The organism is Synechococcus sp. A15-28, from assembly GCF_014280175.1.
Taxonomy (GTDB): domain Bacteria; phylum Cyanobacteriota; class Cyanobacteriia; order PCC-6307; family Cyanobiaceae; genus Parasynechococcus.
In genome coordinates this window covers 804,529-821,759 of record NZ_CP047931.1, presented here as the reverse complement: position 1 = coordinate 821,759, position 17,231 = coordinate 804,529, and the positions used below count along the sequence as shown (strand labels likewise).

Here is a 17,231-nt window from a genome sequence, read left to right as displayed (position 1 = left end):
AGTCTGATCAACATGGCGCGTGCTGTCAGAACAAACCCAGAAATTTGCGACGGGGTTTCTCGTCGACGGATTCCCGGCGGTAACGGGGCTTTGCATCACCCACGGTGACCAGGGGATCGTTGCTTTTGAACCAGATCCAGTCCCGAATCGGCGGTGTTTCCATCAGATCGCGTCGGGTCAGACCGAGGCCGAGCTTTGCGGAAGCACCCAAAAGAATGTCGACCATGGCCTCGCCATCCGCGCAGGTCGCAAGCGCCTGATTCGTTTTTTCAGCACCATCGAGGGCCTGAACCAGCAGGGCAATCCTCTGGGCCACCGGAAGTGATTGCCGGTTCATGCGGCGATGCTGGCAAAGGCGTCGGGAATCGATGCAGAAGGAGCTTCGAAGCGGCCCTCGAGCACGTACTCCAACCGCAGCTTCAAAAAGGTGATGAACGTGGGATCTGTGGACACCACCGCAGCCGCTGGCTTGGGCAGCTGTCCGTTGATGGCACTGAATTCATCGGTCTCCAAAAAGGCGGGCTGGCGAACCAACCAGAAATCGATGGCTTTGCTGTTCTCCTCGTAGTTGCGCCGACGCTCCCGCAGCACTTCTTCCAGCGGTTCCTCAACGGTCAGAAACTGCTCGCTGGCAGCAACGAAGTAGTAAGCAGTCATCCGAGCGCGTGTCCGAACAGGGGATCCAGGCGGGGATTCTGGATCAAGGCCTTCATCTCGCGCACGGCCTGTTGCAGACCGACTGCAACCGCACGGGCCACGATCGTGTGACCGATGTTCAATTCCTCCATGCCAGGAATAGCTGCAATCGGTTCCACGTTCTGATAAGTGAGTCCATGGCCTGCGTTCACGCGAAGGCCTAGATGGCGGGCCGTGGCAGCACCCTCGGTGATGCGGGCCAACTCAGCCGGCTGGTCGCGCCAGGGGGCGTCGGCGTAGGTCCCGGTGTGCAGCTCAACCCAGCGGGCTCCACTGCTGCGACAGGCCTCCAACTGGTTGGATTCCGGGTCAACGAACAGGCTTACGGGAATGCCCTGCTGCTGCAGCCGTTCCACCATCGGGGTTAACACGCTCAACTGAGCGGCCACATTCAGTCCTCCTTCAGTGGTGACCTCTTCCCGTTTTTCGGGGACAAGAGTGACCATGTCTGGTTGGACGCCCAGGGCGATCTCCACCATCTCCTGGGTTGCTGCCATCTCCAGATTCAGACGGGAGCGCACGGTCTGCCGCAGCAGCTCCACATCGCGGTCCTGGATGTGGCGGCGATCCTCCCGCAGATGAACTGTGATGCCATCGGCACCGCCGAGTTCGGCGAGCATGGCGAAGGGAACAGGATCCGGTTCCACCGTCCGGCGTGCCTGGCGAATGTTGGCGATGTGGTCGATGTTGACCCCGAGACTGGCCATACCAACGTCTGTCTGAGCCGATCCTATGCAGGGCGGACTTGGCTTTAGGTTCGCATCGCTTAAATGCGCGCACAGCCTGTTGTCAGCGGCCCTGGCGAACCGTGAATCCGCACTGCAGGTGGGCATCGACCCTCGCTGGGCCCCACTGGCGATGCTGGTCACCCAGGACATCGCTCTGAAGCTTCAATTCCGTGAGCGATTGGTGCTGAATCCGCAGCATCTGCCCCACTCAGGCCCTGTGGTGCTGGCCCCAACCCATCGGGCCCGCTGGGATGCCCTGATGCTGCCGATGGCAGCGGGACGTCGGGTCACCGGTCGGGATTGCCGCTTCATGGTGACGACCACCGAGATGCGTGGCCTTCAGGGTTGGTTCCTGCAGCGGCTCGGCTGTTTCCCGGTGAATCAGCGGCGCCCTTCGATGACCACCCTGCGGCTGGCCATCGACCTGCTCATCGCTGGCCAGCAGCTTGTGGTCTTCCCGGAAGGCCAGATCCAGCGCAAGGACCAACCGATCCGTCTTCATCAGGGGCTCGTGCGTCTGGTGCAGTTGGCCCAGAAGCAGGGACTCTCCGTTCCTGTGATCCCCGTCGGCCTCGGCTACAGCCAGGCACCACCACGACCGTTCAGCAGGGCTGCACTCTGCTTCGGCGAACCGATGACCGTTCCTACGACGGGTGGACGGGAATCAGGATTGCGTTTCAATCAGTACCTGGCTCACGCAATACATACGGCTGAACAAGCGGCCCGTGCAGCAGTGGGCAGGCCTTTGAACTCCTTTTAGAGTCCGCGTCTACAAACTTTCTTGCCCCATGGGTTGTCGTTCCTTGCTCTCGGCCACGGCCCTGGTGGCGAGCCTGGGTCTGGCTGGCATGCCGGTGGTGGCTCAACAGACCGCATCCAGTGATCGCGTTCTGGCCCAGAAAGCCGACGGTTTCAACCCCGCTGCTGTTCAGGCCATGATCAATCGGGGGGATGCCGCCGCCGCCGCCGGTGATCTCGCCAAGGCGCGTCAGGAGTACGACAACGCTCGTAAGGCGTCCAAGCAGCTGCTGGCCTTCTACCGGGATCTGAGCGGGGCCTTCCGCGGACTTGATGCCCGCATTCCCCGCGAGATGGACACCAAGGGACGCGAGGCTCTCGGACTCCTGGCCGAAGCCGATCTGCGTTTGGCTGCTCTGTTCCGCCGTCAGAATCAACCGGAAGTTGCCGTTCCCGTGCTGGTGGAAGTGGTCAAGCTGATGACGCCAGCGCAGCCCCAGGGCCGCAAGGCCTACCAAAGCCTGCTGGAGCTTGGATTTGTGGACACGGAATTCAAAGGTGCCGCGCCTGCGGGCAGCTGACAGCGGCGAACCCCTTCTGTCAGCATCATTTCCAACAGGTCCTCAATCCCCATGGTTCAGCCGGACGCCGTTGAAGCCGCCATTCAGCGCTCCATTCCCGATGCCAAGGTGACCGTCGAGGACCTCACCGGTGGCGGTGACCACCTTCAGGTGAGTGTCGTGTCCGAAGCCTTCAAAGGCCTCTCCAGGATCCGCCAGCATCAGCTGGTCTACGGCGCACTGCAACAGGAACTGGCCAGTGAAGCGATCCATGCCCTGGCCCTGTCCACCACCATTCCGGCCGATTCCCCCAGCCTCTGACTTCCATGGACGACTCCACCCGCACCCGAATTGAGACGTTGATCGGCTCCAGCCCGATCTTCGTGTTCATGAAGGGGAACAAGTTGATGCCCCAGTGCGGCTTCTCGAACAATGTGGTTCAGATCCTCCATTCCCTGGGCGTCAGCTTCGAAACCTTCGACGTTCTCTCGGACATGGAGATCCGGCAGGGGATCAAGGAATTTTCCAGTTGGCCGACGATTCCTCAGGTCTATGTCCAAGGGGAATTCATGGGCGGATCCGACATCCTGATCGAGATGTACAACTCCGGCGAACTGAAGGAAAAGCTCGAAATCGCTCTCGCCAGCTAATCAGTACCCCTGGGGGTGTCGCATGTACAACGTGCTGATATCCCCATCGGGACCGATGAAGCTCGAGGGATCCATGATCCAGCGGTCGATCAGTTGCTCAAGTCGAAGCTGCTGACGGGAATCCAGGCTGCCGCTGCGACGCAGGGCGTGCAGATAGCCATCGGCATAGAGCCTCAGCTCGGAGGGAGAGTGATACCGCGTGGTGAGCTCCTGGCAGGCATCACACAGGGACTGGAAGTGTCGGATGGATTCCGGATCGTCAAGGGAAGTCATCGACTGAGAAGACAGCTGCCTCTGCTACCAGCGGGACAGAATTTTCCGCTTAGCGTAGTGGCGCGTTGATCAATTCAGTGACCTCGACACCACGCGACCTGACAGCTGAACCCAGCGTCCCGAGCGCTGATCCGCTGATCCTGCCCCAGTCCGGCACTGGACAGGAGCCATCCCGCGTGCTCGTCGTGGAGCCGCACCCCACCCTGCGCACTGTCCTGGTGCAACGGCTCCGTCAGGACGGTCACCTCACCGCTGCCGTCGGCAGAGCGGCTGAAGCTCTGGAGCTCTGCCAGGAACAATCACCAGATCTCTTGGTCAGCGCCGAAATTCTCGAACAGGGTTCCGCCCTCCGACTGGCGGACCAGCTGCGTTGTCCCGTCATCGTGCTGACGGCCCGCAGTGGCGCTGATCCGGTCGTGGGGTTGCTGGATGACGGTGCAGATGATGTTCTGCGGAAGCCCTTTGGCCTGGAGGAGCTGGCGGCCCGCTGCCGCACGCTGCTCAAGCGGGGCCATAACGGCCTCCAGGAACGGGTCACGGTTGGACCTCTGGAAGTGCACCTCCTCCTGCGTCAGGTCACTTTGCGAGACCAGCCGGTGGAACTCAGTCCTCGGGAATTCGCCCTGCTCTGCGCCCTGTTGATGCCCCCCGGTCTGGTGCGCAGCCGCCAGGAACTGCTTCGCATGGCGTGGCCTCCATTCAGCGGAGGGCCACGCTCCGTTGACACTCAGGTGTTGACCCTGCGCCGCAAACTCGAACAGGCCGGCCTCGGCGAAGGCGGAGGAATCATCACTGTTCGTCAGCGGGGCTATCGCTTCAGCCTGGATAACCTTCCGGCAAGTTGACCCAGTGCTGCGTGATGGCAAGGGCTCCTGTGAGCTCAGCCAGAACCATCAGGATCGCCAACCCCTGAAGCACCTGATAGGTCCAGGGAGGTGTCAGTCGGCCGATGCCAGCTGTGGAGACAGACGTGTGTTCCCTGAGCAAGGCCAGAAAACGATCGAATCGTTCGATGCGCTGTGGCAGCAGCTGGTGTCGTAGATCAGCAGCTTTGAGGTAATAGACCGTGCCCCCTTGGCTGGTGCCAACGGGAACGAGGGCGCGGATGTCTTGCCATGGCATGGACCAACCGCGACGGAACAGCCAACGGATCCAGGCCGGGTAGCGGACCTGAAGGCCAGAGGCGTCAGCTTCCACCTGCTCGCTGAGCAGCCCCAGCACAAGAATCAGCCCTAACAACAAGCCGGCGGCCATCCACCAGCGCAAATCCTCTGGAGCCAACAGCGGCAGGGGTAGAACCAGCGCCACATACAAGCTGAGCAAGGCGCTGCGGATCAGCGGCGACAGGCCGAAGCGTTCAACACCGGAACTGGGAGCCATCAGCGGTCCTCAACGGAACCAGGACGGGGCTCAAGCTGCTCAGACGGCACGTAGGCACCACCGAAGACCTCCGCTTCCCGCCCCTTCCAGAACGCTCCAAGCCGCATCAGATCGGCGTGGGCCTCCTGAATGGTTGCGATGTACTCCTCATGATCCATGGAGTCCTTGGCCTCCTTCAGCTTTTGCAAACGCAGCATCTGAAGGTTCCAGGGCTTGGTCAGCTCGCCCCTCTGCTCGAGGTAGCGGGCCAAATCGTCCGACGACGGCTGAAACTCAGGCGACATCCCAACTCCTATGGATGATCAAGCTAATAAGAAGATCAGGCCGGTAGTGCCCAGGGGTTGAGGCCCAGATCAGCTCCCACCCGATGGGCACAGGCAAAACCACTGAAGGCGACGGCATTGAGTCCCTGGCCCGGGAAACAGGAGTCCCCGACGCAATAGAGATTGGGCACGCCGGTGCGGTTGAACGGCATGGGCAACAGGCCCGGCAGTTGCATCGCAGGGATCGGGCCGTAGCTGCCCTGGAAGCGCCCGAGGAAGCGCCGGTGGCTGCGGGGGGTGCCGATCTCCTTGTGGGTGATGGCAGCGGCGAGGCCGGGCAGGATCGCTTCAAGGCGCTGAATCAATCGCTCCGCATCCGCCTCCTTTTTTTCGCGGTACTGGCTGGGGGTCAGCCCTTGCCAAGCCTCCATCGAGGACGGCGTGAAGGTATGAACGATGTGGTGCCCCTCCGGAGCCAGATCCGGGTCCAGGAGCGAGGGCATCGACACAAAGATCACCCCCTGCTCGTCCTCCATCCGGTTCCAGTCTTCGAGCAGGAGGTGGTGGCAGTGGGTGCCTGCCGGAATCAGGTCAGCGCGAACCCCCAGATGCAAGGAGAGGAAGGAGGGCGAGGGCACATAGCGGCGGCGCCAGAAGGCCTCTTTTTCTGGGGTGTTGGCCTCATCAACCAGCGCCTGACCGGCCCGCTTGGACCCATCGTCCTGCCCCGAAAAGGTGTCCCAGCGGGTGGCGTTGGAGATCACCCGTTTCGAGCGGATCGTCTCTCCATTGGCCAGCTTCACCCCCACCGCCTTGCCGTCTTCGAGAAGCACCTCAGTGACCCTCGCCTTGTAGCGGATTGCTCCGCCATGGCGCTCAAGACCTTGAACCAGCTTTTCGGCGATCACACCCACACCACCGCGGGGGTAATTGATCCCCCCTGCATGGCGATCGGAGAACACCATCCCGGCGTTGATCATCGGGGTGCGATCCGCCGGCATCACAGACCAGCAGAAGCATTCGATGTCGATGAACTTCAGCAGCTGCTCGTCCTTGATGTGCTGACGGGCGACCGCACCGACGTTGAACGGCAGCCAGCGGGCCAGCCCCAGGCAAGCCAGCGGAGCCTTGAAGAACACCTTGGCGAGATAGGCAGGGTCCTCCAGGGACAGCAACGGCATCGCATCGAGGCAGTTGAACACCTGCCAGCAGGTGTCGTAGAAGCGGCGGATGCCGTTGGCCTCATGGGGAAACCGGGCGGACAGATCGGCAATGAACTGCTCGTAATCGCGATCCACCGCAATGTTGAGCCCCCCCGGCATGTGGTACTCGAGCTGGGCCTGATCCGGAATCGTGTCGCAATGCTCGCCCACCTCCGCCAGGGCCCGGGTGAGCAGGTTGGTGTACCCCTTCTCGCCGAAACCGAAGATCATCGAGGCCCCCACATCGAAGGTGTAGCCCTCGCGCTTGAACGCACCGCCACTGCCGCCTGGAATCAGATAGCGCTCCAACACCAGGGTCTTGGCCCCCTTGGCCGCCAGCTGACTGGCGGTCACCAAACCGCCGATGCCGGAGCCGATGACCACGGCATCCCAGTGCTGCTGTTCGCCCATGGCATCGCTCCACCAATGGCAGAGACGCTAAGGGGCCAGCGGTCATGCCACCAGGACGTTCGGCGTCAGCGCCTCAATCCGCTCAAGATCCCGCAGGGCCCGGTCGCGGTAGGCGCCGTAGCGGGCGCGCTTGTCGCGGATCCGCTCCGGCAGCTCCGGCAGCAGACCGAAGTTGGGGGGCATCGGCTGAAATTTGGCCGTGGGAGCTTCGCTGACGAAGTGCGTCAGGGCCCCGCTCATGCAAGTCACCGGCAGATCAATCGGTTCCAGTCCTCTGGCGAGGCGGGCGGCATTGGTACCCGCCAACCAGCCACCGGCCACGGCAGCGGCGTAGCCCTCGGTGCCGGTGATCTGGCCTGCCGCCAGCAGTGTGGAACGGCTGCGGAATTGAAGCGAGGGCTCCAGCAATTGCGGCGACTCCAGAAAAGTGTTGCGGTGCATCACCCCGAACCGCACGAACTCGGCCCCGGCCAGACCGGGAATCATCTGCAGCACGCGTTTTTGCTCGCCCCACTTGAGATTGGTCTGAAAACCCACGAGATTCCAGAGGCGGCCGTCCTTGTCCTCCTGGCGCAGCTGCACAACGGCATAGGCACGCTTGGCGCGGCGTACATCCCTGTCGTTCACATCACCCCAGCGGGGATCCCAGAGGCCGATGGGTTTCAGCGGGCCGTAGCGCATGGTGTCTTCACCACGACGGGCCAGCTCTTCAATGGGCAGACATCCCTCGAAGAAGGTGGCATCGTCCTTGTCGAAATCCTTGAGCTCAGCCTGTTCCGCCTCCAGCAGGGCCTTGCGGAACGCCAGGTACTGCTCCTTGTCCATCGGACAGTTGATGTAATCCGCATCGCCCTTGTCGTAGCGGCTGGCGCGGAAGGCAATGTCGAGATCAATGCTGTCGCCATGCACGATCGGACTGGCGGCATCGAAGAAATGACAGTCCGACCGGCCGGTGAACGCCCTCAGATCCTCAGCCAGTGGTTCGCTGGTCAGCGGACCCGTTGCCAGAACAGTGATCTGCCCCTCTTCGGGCAGGGCCTGCTGTTCCTGCCGTTCGATGGTCACCAAAGGATGCTGATCCAGCGCTTCGGTCAGAGCGGCGCTGTATCGGCCGCGGTCCACGGCCAGGGCACCCCCAGCTGGGACGGCATGGGAATCCGCGGTTCCAATCACCAGGGACCCCAGGCGACGCAATTCCTCCTGCAGCAAACCGGCAGCCCGGTCGCTGCTCAGTGCACCGAAACTGTTGCTGCACACCAGCTCTGCAAAGTCGCTGCTGTGGTGGGCCGGGGAGCGACGGATCGGCCGCATCTCCACGATGGTCACTGGTATCCCCGCACGGGCCACTTGCCAGGCGGCTTCTGTCCCAGCCAGGCCAGCCCCGAGAACGGTGACGGATCGTTGAATAGACAACAAGGCTGCAACAATCAGCCTTCAGCCTACGGATCCTCTTATTGAGAAGCCTGGGAAAAAATCAGGCGCGGCTGCGCTTGATCAGCAGCTGCAGCTGACCAACGGCGGCACGGCCGATGTTGAAAGCAGCCCAGCTCACAGCGGCAAGAATGGGGGCCACCACAAGGAACAGACGAGCGTCGATGCCCAGCACCTGACCCGTGGTGATCACGCTGTAGGCGGAATAGGCGACGATCCCGAGGATGACGACGAGGCCGATGGCAACGCGGGCGACGCTCATGGGGGTACAAAGACTTCCGGGCGATCTTACGGACTTCCAAGAGAAACCCACGATTTAGACGAAAAGCTGATCAAAAATGCAGCAATCAGCTGCCGCCGTTGGCGTGCTGCCTGGCCAGTTCGGCGTAGCTGCTGGCGTGGCTGCGTTGAGAGTCCACGGCTTCAGCCGGGAGTTCCCGTTTCAACTGCGCTGGTGCCCCCATCACCAGGCTGCGGGCTGGAACGTCTTTGGTCACCACAGCACCGGCAGCCACCAGGGCACCCTCCCCCACGGTGACACCGTTGAGAACGATGGCTCCGATGCCCACAAGACAGCCATCCAACAGCGAAGCACCGTGAATGACGGCCCGGTGGCCGACCGTGACATCCGCTCCGATCAGCACCGGCTGATCCGGATCCCCATGCAGCACCGCACCATCCTGAACGTTGCTGCGCGCACCGATCCGAATCGGTGCGAGATCCCCCCGGGCCACGGCCGTGGGCCAGAGACTGCTGCCCTCTTCCATGGTCACGTCTCCGATCACCACGGCAGACGAGGAAACCCAGGCATCGGGATGGATCTGGGGTGTCGGCCAGGGCGCAGAGGCTGACGTCAACGGAGGCATCACAGGTCTACAACACCTCCCGATCCTCAGCCGGACCGAGTGATAATGTCCATTGGTGCCCGAAATGGCACGCCCAAGCGGGCGGGTCGCTAGCTCAGCGGTAGAGCATCCGGCTTTTAACCGGCTGGTCCTGAGTTCGAATCTCAGGCGACCCATTCCCATGAATGACATCAATTGATGTCGTCCTCTGACCGGGACAGCTGCTCCCATCCCTTGCTGTTAGAAACGGCCCAATCGATTCGACGACACAGCGACGGATGGCTTATTTCGTGTTCTTCGGCGTGACGTTGCTGCTGGCTCTGTTGGGTGGATTGTTCTCCCGGGTCGCAGCCGAAAAATATTGGATGTAAGCGCCCCTGATGCTTGATGCCGACCTGGTGGTCATCGGCGCGGGGCTGTCTGGTTGCAGCCTGATTGCCAGGCTGCGACAGCTGCAATGGCCAGGAACGATGGCTGTTGTGGAAGCGGGCCGAGGTCCTGGGGGGCGGACAGCAACGCGCCGCCGCCGCGATGAACCGCACTGGCGCCTGGACCATGGAGCCCCCGGATTCCATCTGGAGGATCCACTGGCTGAGTCAGTCCAGTCCTTGCTGGACCCGTTGCGGGATAACGGTGTGCTGCGTCAGGCCAAAGGTGCGGTGATGTCAGTGGACACGGATGGGTCGATCAGTCGGTCGGGTGGCCCCGCGGATCGCGCGTGGCTGGAGGGTGAGCCGTTCATGGCCAGCCTCTGCGAGGCCTTGCTGGCGATGAACGATGGAGCGTTGTCGCAACATTTCGGACGACGGGTCCGCACGTTGCAGCGGGATGGAGACCACTGGTGCGTCGTTCAGGAAGGCAGCGACTGGCAACTGCGGGGGAGGCGACTGGTGCTGAGCGGCAGCCTGCTCGCCCATCCCCGCTCCCTGGCCATGCTCGACTGGCGACAGGTGCCGTTGCGGGAGGCGGTTCCTGCGGGCCAGGACCCTGAACTGGATCAGGCCCTGGAAACACTGGCCCTGAGTCGGGCAGAGGTGCGCTGGAACCTGATGCTCGATCTGCCCCTGAACGGCGACCAGTACCCAAGACAGATCTGGCTCACCCCCGAGGCCCAGGCCCACTGGCGGGTGGAGCGCCTCGTGCTGCACCCGCAAGCCGACAACCGGACCGGATTGGTGGTGCACGGCCTCGACTCCGGCAAAACGATCACCCCCGAAACCCAGCCGGTTCTGCTGAAACAGGAGGAGCAGCGGTTGAGGCAATTGCTGCCAGAACTGCTGAAGGCGTGGCCCGAACTGCAAAGCGCCTGTGAGCGAGCTGAGTCGCTCGGTGTGATGCGCTGGGGGGCCTCCCAACCGATTGATCACCCCTTGCCTCCAGCGCTGCAGTGGTGTGATGCCAGTGGGGTGGGCTTCTGCGGGGATTACGTCGATGGCCCAGGTTTCGGCCGTGCTGAAGGTGCAATCCGCAGCGGCGTGAATCTGGCCCAGCATCTCTCCACCCTGACCCCATGACCCTCATCGGAATCACCGTTCGCAGCTGGCTGTACGAGGGCAGCTGCGCCCTTGAGAACATGGTTCTGGGGATGGAGGAGCGAGCTGTCATGGACAGCATCAACCAACTCTCCACCGATGAGTTCGATGCCTGTCTGGCCATCATCGTCTGCCGCAGCGGGGCAAACACCTTTGCCCACCTGGGACAGATCGTTGGGCACTACCGCGGCGATGCTCAGCAGATCTGGGACCGCAGCACGGATGGCGGGCCAACGGAGGGTGAGACCTACGAATTGAAATCACTCACCCGCATCCACCGAGTGCCCGATGAGGTGTGCGGCAGCATCGAAGGCGATGGCGTCCATGCAGACCGCCGAGCTGCGGTGGTCCACTACCTGCTGGACATGGGCTAGGCGCTAATCTTGATGTGCGTCCGGGGAGTGGCGCAGTTTGGTAGCGCGCTTGCTTTGGGAGCAAGATGCCGCAGGTTCGAATCCTGTCTCCCCGATGCCACGAGACGCCAGATCCCAACTGGCAGTGCAGCCGCCCGAATCGGGCGGCTTTTTTGTACCGACTGGCTCTGGGGCACCCCTCCAGAGCCAGCATGGTGCCCGCAGCGTGACAACCAACAGATGTGGTGTTGACGGGAACATGCACAATGGAATTGTCCCCATCGCCCGGCCCCGTGCATCGCATGGGGCTTTTTTGTGCGCCAGATCTGGCGTGGACGCATGCAGGGTCGTCCTGGCATGGTCACACCGTGAAACATCTAGCCACGCTTCTGTCACCCATTACAGGGACAAGGGCGGGACGCTGCTGGCGGGGCTTGAGACACCCCTCACACGCGGAGGCCTGGCCTGGCGACACGTCGGGCCATTCCCTCAGCCGAATCAGCCTTGGGTCCAACGCGACGCAGCATGCAAGAGTTAAAAGATCCTTAAGAGAAGGCGATGGGTGGGTTTGCGAATGAGCTCAGTCAGCAAGAGATCAAGCACGGCTATTCCCTGCTGAGGCTGATGGACCATCTCGACCGGGAGCTGGACGTGCTCCATCAGCAACGCCTCGCCGCTGGACTGTCCAGCCTTGAGGGGCAGCAACTGACGCGTGTTCGCCAGAGCCATCTCCGCAAACAGCAGGACTGCATTCAGGAAATGGATCGCATTGGTTTCAACGCCTGGCTCATGGAACGGCAGCTGGCCTGACCTTTGAATGGGGTCACTAAACCCGTCCCATGCGCTCCAATGGCTCGGTGACCTCAAAGCGGTGTCTGCCGCCTGTCAACCGCGACTGAGCCCTTGACACTGCACGCCGTTTATCACGAGCTCTACTCAGCGCCCCTGCCATCGACCCATCGCTTCCCGATGGCCAAATTCAAGCTGCTTCGGCGCTTGCTTCTTGACGAACAGGTGCTGCAGGACCAGCAGATCCGCCGCCCCCTCAGCATCGCCCGCCGCGATCTGGAGCGCATCCACCAGCGCACCTATCACCAGGCCTTCAGCCGAGATCAACTCAGCCGCTCGGAACAGCGCCGAATTGGGCTTCCTGCCACACGGCCCCTGGTGCAGCGCACCTGGTTATCCGTCGGGGGAACTTTGATGACGGCGCGACTGGCGCTTCAGCATGGAATCGCCTGTCACCTCGCCGGGGGAACCCATCACGCCCATCCCGGCTTCGGAAGCGGCTTCTGCATCTTCAATGATGTGGCTACCGCGGCGCGGGTGCTTCTGGACAACGGCGAGGTGCAGCGGATTCTGGTGGTGGATCTGGATGTGCATCAGGGCGATGGCACGGCGGCCTGCTTCACCGATGAGCCGCACATCACCACCTTGTCCGTGCATGCCGCCAGCAATTTCCCGTTGCGCAAGGTGCAGAGCGACATCGACATTCCTCTGGAGGATGCCACCGGAGATGACGATTACCTTGCGGCCATCGGTGACCGACTCCCGCAGGTGCTTGATAAGCAGCGACCGGATCTGGTGTTGTTCAACGCCGGCGTGGATCCCCATCGGGATGACCGGCTTGGGCGACTGGAGCTGAGCGACGCGGGATTGCTACGACGCGATCGACTCGTGCTGGATGCCGCCCTGCGCCGAAGCATTCCCATCGCCACGGTGATTGGAGGCGGTTACGACGACCTGATGCCCCTGGTCAGGCGGCACGCCATCGTGATTCGAGCTGCCGTTGAGCAGGCCAGGCTGTTTGGATTGTCGTGACTTCAGACCTGGCAGGACAGGTTCAGGCAAGCCGTCAGCTGTTGATTGCGGTGCTCCATCAGCGTCGTCAGCCAGTTGGCGGCTTCCACCGGGGCCACGCTGCGATCCCTGAGGGCATCGCAGATCAAGCGGTGCAGGGAGGTGTCGCGACAATCAATGGCCAGCTGTTCATCCAGGGCGACTAAATCGTCCGAGTTGCGGCAGGCGCGCAACGCACTGACCACACGCTCTTTCAATTCAGCTGCCACGGTGATGATCAACGCTGAAGTCCACCCTGCCAGCTCATGTTTTCAGTTCTGAGGAGCTATTTCAGACCATGACAGCAGCAACGGATGGAGCCCTGCCACCCTGGCGGCAACGACTTCGCGGTGCCCTCAAGCGCGAGGGGCGCCAGGTGAGTGCCCGCTGGCTGCAACTCGCCACCGTGGCTGCCGATGGCACCCCAAGGGTGAGAACGCTGGTGTTCCGGGGATGGAGCGGAGCGGCTCAACTGGAGCTGTACACCGATGGTCGCAGCAGCAAAACCGCAGAACTGACCCATCAATCCCAGGTGGAACTCTGCTGGCTGCTGAGCAAAGCCAAGCAGCAGTTTCGGCTGCGGGGAGCAGCCGCACAAGTGGCTCCCGCCGCTGACCAGTCCCAGTGGCGATCTCTCTCCCCCAGCGGACGTGCCCTGTGGGGCTGGCCGCATCCAGGGCAACCCTTCCAATCCGAAGCACCCTTCCCTCAGGAACTTCCTGAGGACGCACCCATCCCGGAGCACTTCATCGTGGTGCAGATCAGCATCCAGCAGGTGGAGCTGCTCGACCTCAGCCACCACCCTCACCAGCGATTGCGCTGGCGCCACGACGATGACTGGCGGGAACAGCGGCTTAACCCCTGATCACCATCCCGGGGTCACCACCACTGAATCACCCGACCAACGGAGGCTCGACCTGGTCTTGATGGCACCGTCACCACCGACAGCGTCTGGCCATGACGCCGGTAATCGAACCGACAGAACCCCTCCCCGGTGCCTGAACAGGAGGACAGGCTGTCCAGTCGCACCCCCGACCAGTGGCGTTCATCGGGGGATGGATTCTGATCCGGTGCCGGACGCCAACCAGCCGCAAGCAGTGAGCGGTGGGCAACAACAATCGACTGCTGTGGAGTCAGGGGCAGTTGCGGTGCTGCGACGGCCGCCGTGGGGATGAACAGAAGCAGCAGCCAGATCATCGATCGCTCCGTGGCCCTGCCTTCTCATCCCATAGCCAGAACCCGGGGCAATGACCACGGCCCCTCAGCTGGCCTGTCGCTCCTGCCCCCCTGGACGCAGCAGGTCCTCGGCATAACGGATGGTCAACCCCATCTGACCATCCCAGGCCACGGCGTAGGTCCAATGGCCGGGGCGCTGTTCACCGCTGGGAAGTCGCACCGGTTCCACCCACTGGCGTGGCTCGTCTGAAATCACCCCGAGGCGTCGTCCGCTGTTGTTGCTGATGCGATCCCCGGCCTGAAACAACGGCTTCGGTCGCTTTGCAGCAGACGTGAGGGATGGGGCGGCTTCAGGGATCGTTTCCTCCAACGTTTCGGAGCAGGCTTCTGGGCCGTCCGCTGGTTCCTCGAGAAACGACGGTCGCTGAGGAAGCCAGCTGGGATCGGGGAGGGCCCCCTTAAGCAAATGGCCGATGGCCCGTCCTCGGCCAACGCCATAAAAAAGGCAATAGGCATCCAATCGCTCGATCACGTCGGGCTTGAGCCACACCTGGACAGGGCGCGCCTTGGGATCTCCGTTGGACTGAAAACGGCCGCTGGCATCGCGGCGCTGGGGTCGTGGACTGGTCAGGATCTTCGCAAGGTGTTCACGCCATTGGGCCGAACAAGGCCGGCACGGTCAAGTCAACCGTCTTAACCTATTTTTAAGAAGATTCAGTGGGTTTCCGGCCAAACCAAATAAAAAAGCGGCCCCGAAGGACCGCTTCAGTCACCTGCGACCAAGGGCTTCAACCACCGGTGAGTTGCACAAGAGGTTGGATGCTCAGCGCGATCACGAGACTCACCACCACACCGACGAAGGCCTTCCAGAGATCAGTCCCGATGATCTTGCCCAGGTTGCCGCTCTCGCGGTTGGTGAAGACGTACTCAAATTCCTGCCTCTTGATCCGTAGGGCGATTTCCCGACCACCGATCAGACCCAGGAACACCCAGGTGGTGCTCAGCGGGAAGGTGGAAAGGAACGCCTTGTAGAGAAGGCAGAGGCCGAAGAAGAAGTCGATCACCGTGGCCGAACGCAGGTCGGACGTGTTCGTTTTCGACCGCAGCACTCCCTGGATCAGCCCACCGCCGGTGGCCACCAGCACGCAGAGACCCACGCACAGCACCGCCGTGCAGATCGCCATGGGGAAGAAGTCCAGCTTGCGGAACAGGAACACAAAGATGTTCGCCAGGTCCTGCACCAGCCACATGCTCCAGAGGAAACCGGTGGAGAACCACTGCAGGCCGTACCAGACCTTGTTGAAGTCCTTGCCCTCCTGCGTGCGGCGGAACACCCAGCGTTCCAGCAGCCACATGCCCAGGCCGTAGGCCGCCAGGCCCACGCAGAAGGCGAGAAAATACCCCGTCAGCGAGCTGTTGAGCAGCTTGCCGATGTTGGCCGGCTTGAAGGATGACAGCACCAGGAACGAGGTGCTCACCGGGGCGCCCCACTGGGTGAGTGCCAACACCGCGATGGGCGGAAGGACGTAAACCCAGTTGAACGGCTCAGGCAGAGGGAACTCTTTGCCGGGAACACTCAGGCGGCCCCAGGCCGGGTCACCATCCTTGAGGAACCAACCCATCATCAGAACGACGATGGTGACGGTGCAGATGAACACCATCTGCACCACCTTCGGGGTGCGCTTTTTGTTCGATGAGATGTAAGTGCCCAACGTCTGCAGAGAGTCGTTGGCCACCACGGAATAGGCCGCCAGCAGGAAGCCGACGATCATCCAGATGTTCACATCCATGAAGAGGATCACGATGAAACCGACCTGTTTCTAGTGATCCCGGGACGTTTGGTCGGTGCTGCAAACCACGCGAGGTTGTAACTGCTTTGGTTCAGTTGATCACCCGCAGCCTGCTAAGTCGTCCACGTTTCACCCAGGCCGCCAGGGCATCAATCTCCGCACGGCTTGGCATGCAGATGCAACCGGTTCCCGGGTAGCAGCGGTGAATCCCAAGGGCGCTGCGGCTGGTGTCGAAGCGCGGCTGCAGATCGAACCAGAGATCATCCCCCCACGGCTCCGGCTGTCCGAGGCTGTAGTCACCTGCTGGCAGAGGGGCTGCATTACCCGGACTCCAGCGTCGATCAGCCGACTGGCGTTCGGCGATGCCACTGGCGGCATCCCAGCTGGCCAGCAAGCGCTCTCCGCGGTGCAGCTCCACTTTCCAGAGACGATTGCCATCGGGGAAGCGTTCCGCGGTGCGACGCGTGCTCAACCGCAGGCCGCTGCCCTCGAGCAGTTCCGCCGTTGGACCCTGCTGACCTGGCAATGGCTGCCCCATGACCGGCGCACTGCAGCCGACCAGGATCAGTCCAGCGATCAGGACCTTGCGCAGCATCACCACCCCACGAACATCGGCTCCACTCTGGCGCTGGCACGATGGCCTACAGAGTCCCAGTGAGCCGGTGGATGTTCTCGACCTGTTTCCGCGATCCATCCTGCGCGGCACGCTGCCAGCTCCGCTGCTGAACCAACTGATCGCTCTGGGGGAATCGGTTCTGGCCAACCCTTCCGCCAGTCCAGACGCCTCCGCCAAGCTGGCTGGTCAGCTGCGTCAGCAGCGGGAGTTGAGGTTCGACCAACCGGGGGTCCAGCAACTCACGGCCGAGCATCTCCTGCCCGCCTGTGATCGCTGGATCCGCCACGTGATGGATCGGCAGCCACCCCAGGGGCGTGGTCCCTGGGTGCCGGGCCGTTACCGGCTGCAGATGATCGATCTCTGGATCAACTGCCAGACCGCCGGCGACTACAACCCCACCCACACCCACGGCGGCAGCTTCTCTGGGGTGATCTTTCTCAAGGTGCCGCCGCAGATCAACGGCAACAGCTTTGACGGCCAGCTCTGCTTTCACGGTCCGGAGGAGTGGCATCTCCAGTCATTCCGCACCGGAATGGCCCACTACGTTCTGCCGGTACCGGGTGAGTTCTACGTCTTCCCGGCCTGGCAGCCCCATTCGGTGATGCCCTTCCGTGGCGAGGGGGAACGCTGGTCCCTCGCCTTCAACGCCGTCGCCGCCCCCGGTGCAGCTCCGCAGCCCACCAATCCGCAGGGGAACGTGTCCTTATCAAGTCAACGGCCGAATCCCCGAGGATTCTGAGACCAACTG

The 17,231-nt window shown here is 62.4% G+C and carries 26 protein-coding genes and 2 tRNA genes; 13 read left to right on the top strand and 15 right to left on the bottom strand.

The window, feature by feature from the left end; translation table 11 throughout:
* Window positions 1-25: 25 nt before the first annotated feature.
* Genes SynA1528_RS04430 through SynA1528_RS04420 form a run of 3 tightly spaced genes read right to left on the bottom strand, consistent with a single transcriptional unit; the run spans window position 26 to window position 1,403 of the window.
* A complete protein-coding gene (locus SynA1528_RS04430; RefSeq protein ID WP_186587874.1) occupies window positions 26-337 on the bottom strand; it encodes a hypothetical protein in 312 nt (103 codons plus the stop codon).
* The gene (locus tag SynA1528_RS04425; RefSeq protein WP_186587873.1) at window positions 334-657 is read right to left on the bottom strand and encodes an MgPME-cyclase complex family protein; all 324 of its coding nucleotides are present in this window, start codon (window positions 655-657) and stop codon (window positions 334-336) included. The genes SynA1528_RS04430 and SynA1528_RS04425 overlap by 4 nt, the downstream gene beginning before the upstream one ends.
* Complete coding sequence (locus SynA1528_RS04420; RefSeq protein WP_186587872.1) at window positions 654-1,403, bottom strand: pyridoxine 5'-phosphate synthase; 750 nt, start codon at window positions 1,401-1,403, stop codon at window positions 654-656. The genes SynA1528_RS04425 and SynA1528_RS04420 overlap by 4 nt, the downstream gene beginning before the upstream one ends.
* A gap of 79 nt (window positions 1,404-1,482) precedes the next feature.
* Between SynA1528_RS04420 and SynA1528_RS04415 the strand changes: the two genes are divergently transcribed.
* From SynA1528_RS04415 to grxD, 4 genes are read left to right on the top strand one after another with little or no spacing between them, the layout of a single operon-like run.
* Window positions 1,483-2,184 carry a lysophospholipid acyltransferase family protein gene (locus SynA1528_RS04415; RefSeq protein WP_286187901.1) on the top strand — a complete coding sequence of 234 codons (702 nt, stop codon included), beginning with the start codon at window positions 1,483-1,485 and terminating at the stop codon, window positions 2,182-2,184.
* 28 nt (window positions 2,185-2,212) lie between these two features.
* The gene (locus tag SynA1528_RS04410; protein ID WP_186587870.1) at window positions 2,213-2,743 is read left to right on the top strand and encodes a hypothetical protein; all 531 of its coding nucleotides are present in this window, start codon (window positions 2,213-2,215) and stop codon (window positions 2,741-2,743) included.
* 51 nt (window positions 2,744-2,794) lie between these two features.
* Window positions 2,795-3,043 (top strand): BolA/IbaG family iron-sulfur metabolism protein, encoded by a 249-nt coding sequence (locus SynA1528_RS04405; protein WP_186587869.1) that lies wholly within the window; start codon window positions 2,795-2,797, stop codon window positions 3,041-3,043.
* Between the two features lie 5 nt (window positions 3,044-3,048).
* Window positions 3,049-3,372 carry a Grx4 family monothiol glutaredoxin gene (gene grxD, locus SynA1528_RS04400; RefSeq protein ID WP_186587868.1) on the top strand — a complete coding sequence of 108 codons (324 nt, stop codon included), beginning with the start codon at window positions 3,049-3,051 and terminating at the stop codon, window positions 3,370-3,372.
* Here grxD and SynA1528_RS04395 read toward each other — a convergent pair whose 3' ends face one another.
* The gene (locus SynA1528_RS04395) at window positions 3,373-3,645 is read right to left on the bottom strand and encodes a DUF6761 family protein (RefSeq protein WP_186587867.1); all 273 of its coding nucleotides are present in this window, start codon (window positions 3,643-3,645) and stop codon (window positions 3,373-3,375) included. It abuts the gene before it with no gap.
* Between the two features lie 77 nt (window positions 3,646-3,722).
* On the opposite strand from SynA1528_RS04395, the gene SynA1528_RS04390 reads away from it, so the two are divergent.
* Window positions 3,723-4,490, top strand: a complete 768-nt coding sequence (locus SynA1528_RS04390; RefSeq protein ID WP_186587866.1) for a response regulator transcription factor — start codon at window positions 3,723-3,725, stop codon at window positions 4,488-4,490.
* On the opposite strand, the gene SynA1528_RS04385 is transcribed toward SynA1528_RS04390, so the two are convergent.
* The 6 genes from SynA1528_RS04385 to SynA1528_RS04360 all read right to left on the bottom strand — a co-directional run bounded on the left by SynA1528_RS04385 (window position 4,462) and on the right by SynA1528_RS04360 (window position 9,198).
* Window positions 4,462-5,025, bottom strand: a complete 564-nt coding sequence (locus tag SynA1528_RS04385; protein WP_186587865.1) for a hypothetical protein — start codon at window positions 5,023-5,025, stop codon at window positions 4,462-4,464. The genes SynA1528_RS04390 and SynA1528_RS04385 overlap by 29 nt on opposite strands.
* A complete protein-coding gene (locus SynA1528_RS04380) occupies window positions 5,025-5,309 on the bottom strand; it encodes a hypothetical protein (protein ID WP_186587864.1) in 285 nt (94 codons plus the stop codon). The genes SynA1528_RS04385 and SynA1528_RS04380 overlap by 1 nt, the downstream gene beginning before the upstream one ends.
* A 35-nt stretch (window positions 5,310-5,344) precedes the next feature.
* Window positions 5,345-6,901, bottom strand: coding sequence for a carotenoid isomerase (gene crtH / locus SynA1528_RS04375; RefSeq protein WP_186587863.1), 1,557 nt, complete (start codon window positions 6,899-6,901; stop codon window positions 5,345-5,347).
* 42 nt (window positions 6,902-6,943) lie between these two features.
* A complete protein-coding gene (trmFO, locus tag SynA1528_RS04370; RefSeq protein WP_286187900.1) occupies window positions 6,944-8,314 on the bottom strand; it encodes an FADH(2)-oxidizing methylenetetrahydrofolate--tRNA-(uracil(54)-C(5))-methyltransferase TrmFO in 1,371 nt (456 codons plus the stop codon).
* Window positions 8,315-8,375: 61 nt separating this feature from the next.
* The gene (locus SynA1528_RS04365; protein ID WP_042504240.1) at window positions 8,376-8,498 is read right to left on the bottom strand and encodes a photosystem II protein Y; all 123 of its coding nucleotides are present in this window, start codon (window positions 8,496-8,498) and stop codon (window positions 8,376-8,378) included.
* Between the two features lie 181 nt (window positions 8,499-8,679).
* Window positions 8,680-9,198 (bottom strand): gamma carbonic anhydrase family protein, encoded by a 519-nt coding sequence (locus SynA1528_RS04360; protein WP_186587862.1) that lies wholly within the window; start codon window positions 9,196-9,198, stop codon window positions 8,680-8,682.
* A gap of 83 nt (window positions 9,199-9,281) precedes the next feature.
* On the opposite strand from SynA1528_RS04360, the gene SynA1528_RS04355 reads away from it, so the two are divergent.
* The 6 genes from SynA1528_RS04355 to SynA1528_RS04330 all read left to right on the top strand — a co-directional run bounded on the left by SynA1528_RS04355 (window position 9,282) and on the right by SynA1528_RS04330 (window position 12,883).
* Window positions 9,282-9,353: transfer RNA gene (locus tag SynA1528_RS04355), tRNA-Lys, on the top strand.
* Window positions 9,354-9,557: 204 nt separating this feature from the next.
* Entirely contained in the window at window positions 9,558-10,691 is a 1,134-nt protein-coding gene (locus SynA1528_RS04350) for an NAD(P)-binding protein (RefSeq protein ID WP_186587861.1), read from the top strand.
* Entirely contained in the window at window positions 10,688-11,083 is a 396-nt protein-coding gene (locus tag SynA1528_RS04345; protein ID WP_186587860.1) for a hypothetical protein, read from the top strand. Before SynA1528_RS04350 ends, SynA1528_RS04345 begins: the two co-directional genes overlap by 4 nt.
* A gap of 21 nt (window positions 11,084-11,104) precedes the next feature.
* A tRNA-Pro gene (locus tag SynA1528_RS04340) sits at window positions 11,105-11,178 on the top strand.
* 442 nt (window positions 11,179-11,620) lie between these two features.
* The gene (locus tag SynA1528_RS04335) at window positions 11,621-11,872 is read left to right on the top strand and encodes a hypothetical protein (protein ID WP_186587859.1); all 252 of its coding nucleotides are present in this window, start codon (window positions 11,621-11,623) and stop codon (window positions 11,870-11,872) included.
* Between the two features lie 93 nt (window positions 11,873-11,965).
* The gene (locus SynA1528_RS04330) at window positions 11,966-12,883 is read left to right on the top strand and encodes a histone deacetylase family protein (RefSeq protein WP_186587858.1); all 918 of its coding nucleotides are present in this window, start codon (window positions 11,966-11,968) and stop codon (window positions 12,881-12,883) included.
* A gap of 2 nt (window positions 12,884-12,885) precedes the next feature.
* Here SynA1528_RS04330 and SynA1528_RS04325 read toward each other — a convergent pair whose 3' ends face one another.
* Window positions 12,886-13,143: a hypothetical protein gene (locus SynA1528_RS04325; RefSeq protein ID WP_286187899.1), complete on the bottom strand. Its 258-nt coding sequence runs from the start codon at window positions 13,141-13,143 to the stop codon at window positions 12,886-12,888.
* Between the two features lie 56 nt (window positions 13,144-13,199).
* Between SynA1528_RS04325 and SynA1528_RS04320 the strand changes: the two genes are divergently transcribed.
* Window positions 13,200-13,766: a pyridoxamine 5'-phosphate oxidase family protein gene (locus SynA1528_RS04320; protein ID WP_186587856.1), complete on the top strand. Its 567-nt coding sequence runs from the start codon at window positions 13,200-13,202 to the stop codon at window positions 13,764-13,766.
* A 14-nt stretch (window positions 13,767-13,780) separates the two neighbouring features.
* Here the strand turns inward: SynA1528_RS04320 and SynA1528_RS04315 are convergent, their stop codons facing one another.
* The 4 genes from SynA1528_RS04315 to SynA1528_RS04300 all read right to left on the bottom strand — a co-directional run bounded on the left by SynA1528_RS04315 (window position 13,781) and on the right by SynA1528_RS04300 (window position 16,462).
* Window positions 13,781-14,098, bottom strand: coding sequence for a hypothetical protein (locus SynA1528_RS04315; RefSeq protein WP_186587855.1), 318 nt, complete (start codon window positions 14,096-14,098; stop codon window positions 13,781-13,783).
* 64 nt (window positions 14,099-14,162) lie between these two features.
* A complete protein-coding gene (locus tag SynA1528_RS04310; protein WP_186587854.1) occupies window positions 14,163-14,627 on the bottom strand; it encodes a hypothetical protein in 465 nt (154 codons plus the stop codon).
* Window positions 14,628-14,865: 238 nt separating this feature from the next.
* The gene (locus SynA1528_RS04305; protein ID WP_186588274.1) at window positions 14,866-15,867 is read right to left on the bottom strand and encodes a hypothetical protein; all 1,002 of its coding nucleotides are present in this window, start codon (window positions 15,865-15,867) and stop codon (window positions 14,866-14,868) included.
* A gap of 91 nt (window positions 15,868-15,958) precedes the next feature.
* On the bottom strand, window positions 15,959-16,462 hold the full coding sequence (locus tag SynA1528_RS04300; RefSeq protein WP_186587853.1) for a hypothetical protein: 504 nt from the start codon (window positions 16,460-16,462) through the stop codon (window positions 15,959-15,961).
* Between the two features lie 67 nt (window positions 16,463-16,529).
* On the opposite strand from SynA1528_RS04300, the gene SynA1528_RS04295 reads away from it, so the two are divergent.
* Window positions 16,530-17,222: a putative 2OG-Fe(II) oxygenase gene (locus SynA1528_RS04295; RefSeq protein WP_186588273.1), complete on the top strand. Its 693-nt coding sequence runs from the start codon at window positions 16,530-16,532 to the stop codon at window positions 17,220-17,222.
* Window positions 17,223-17,231: the final 9 nt, after the last annotated feature.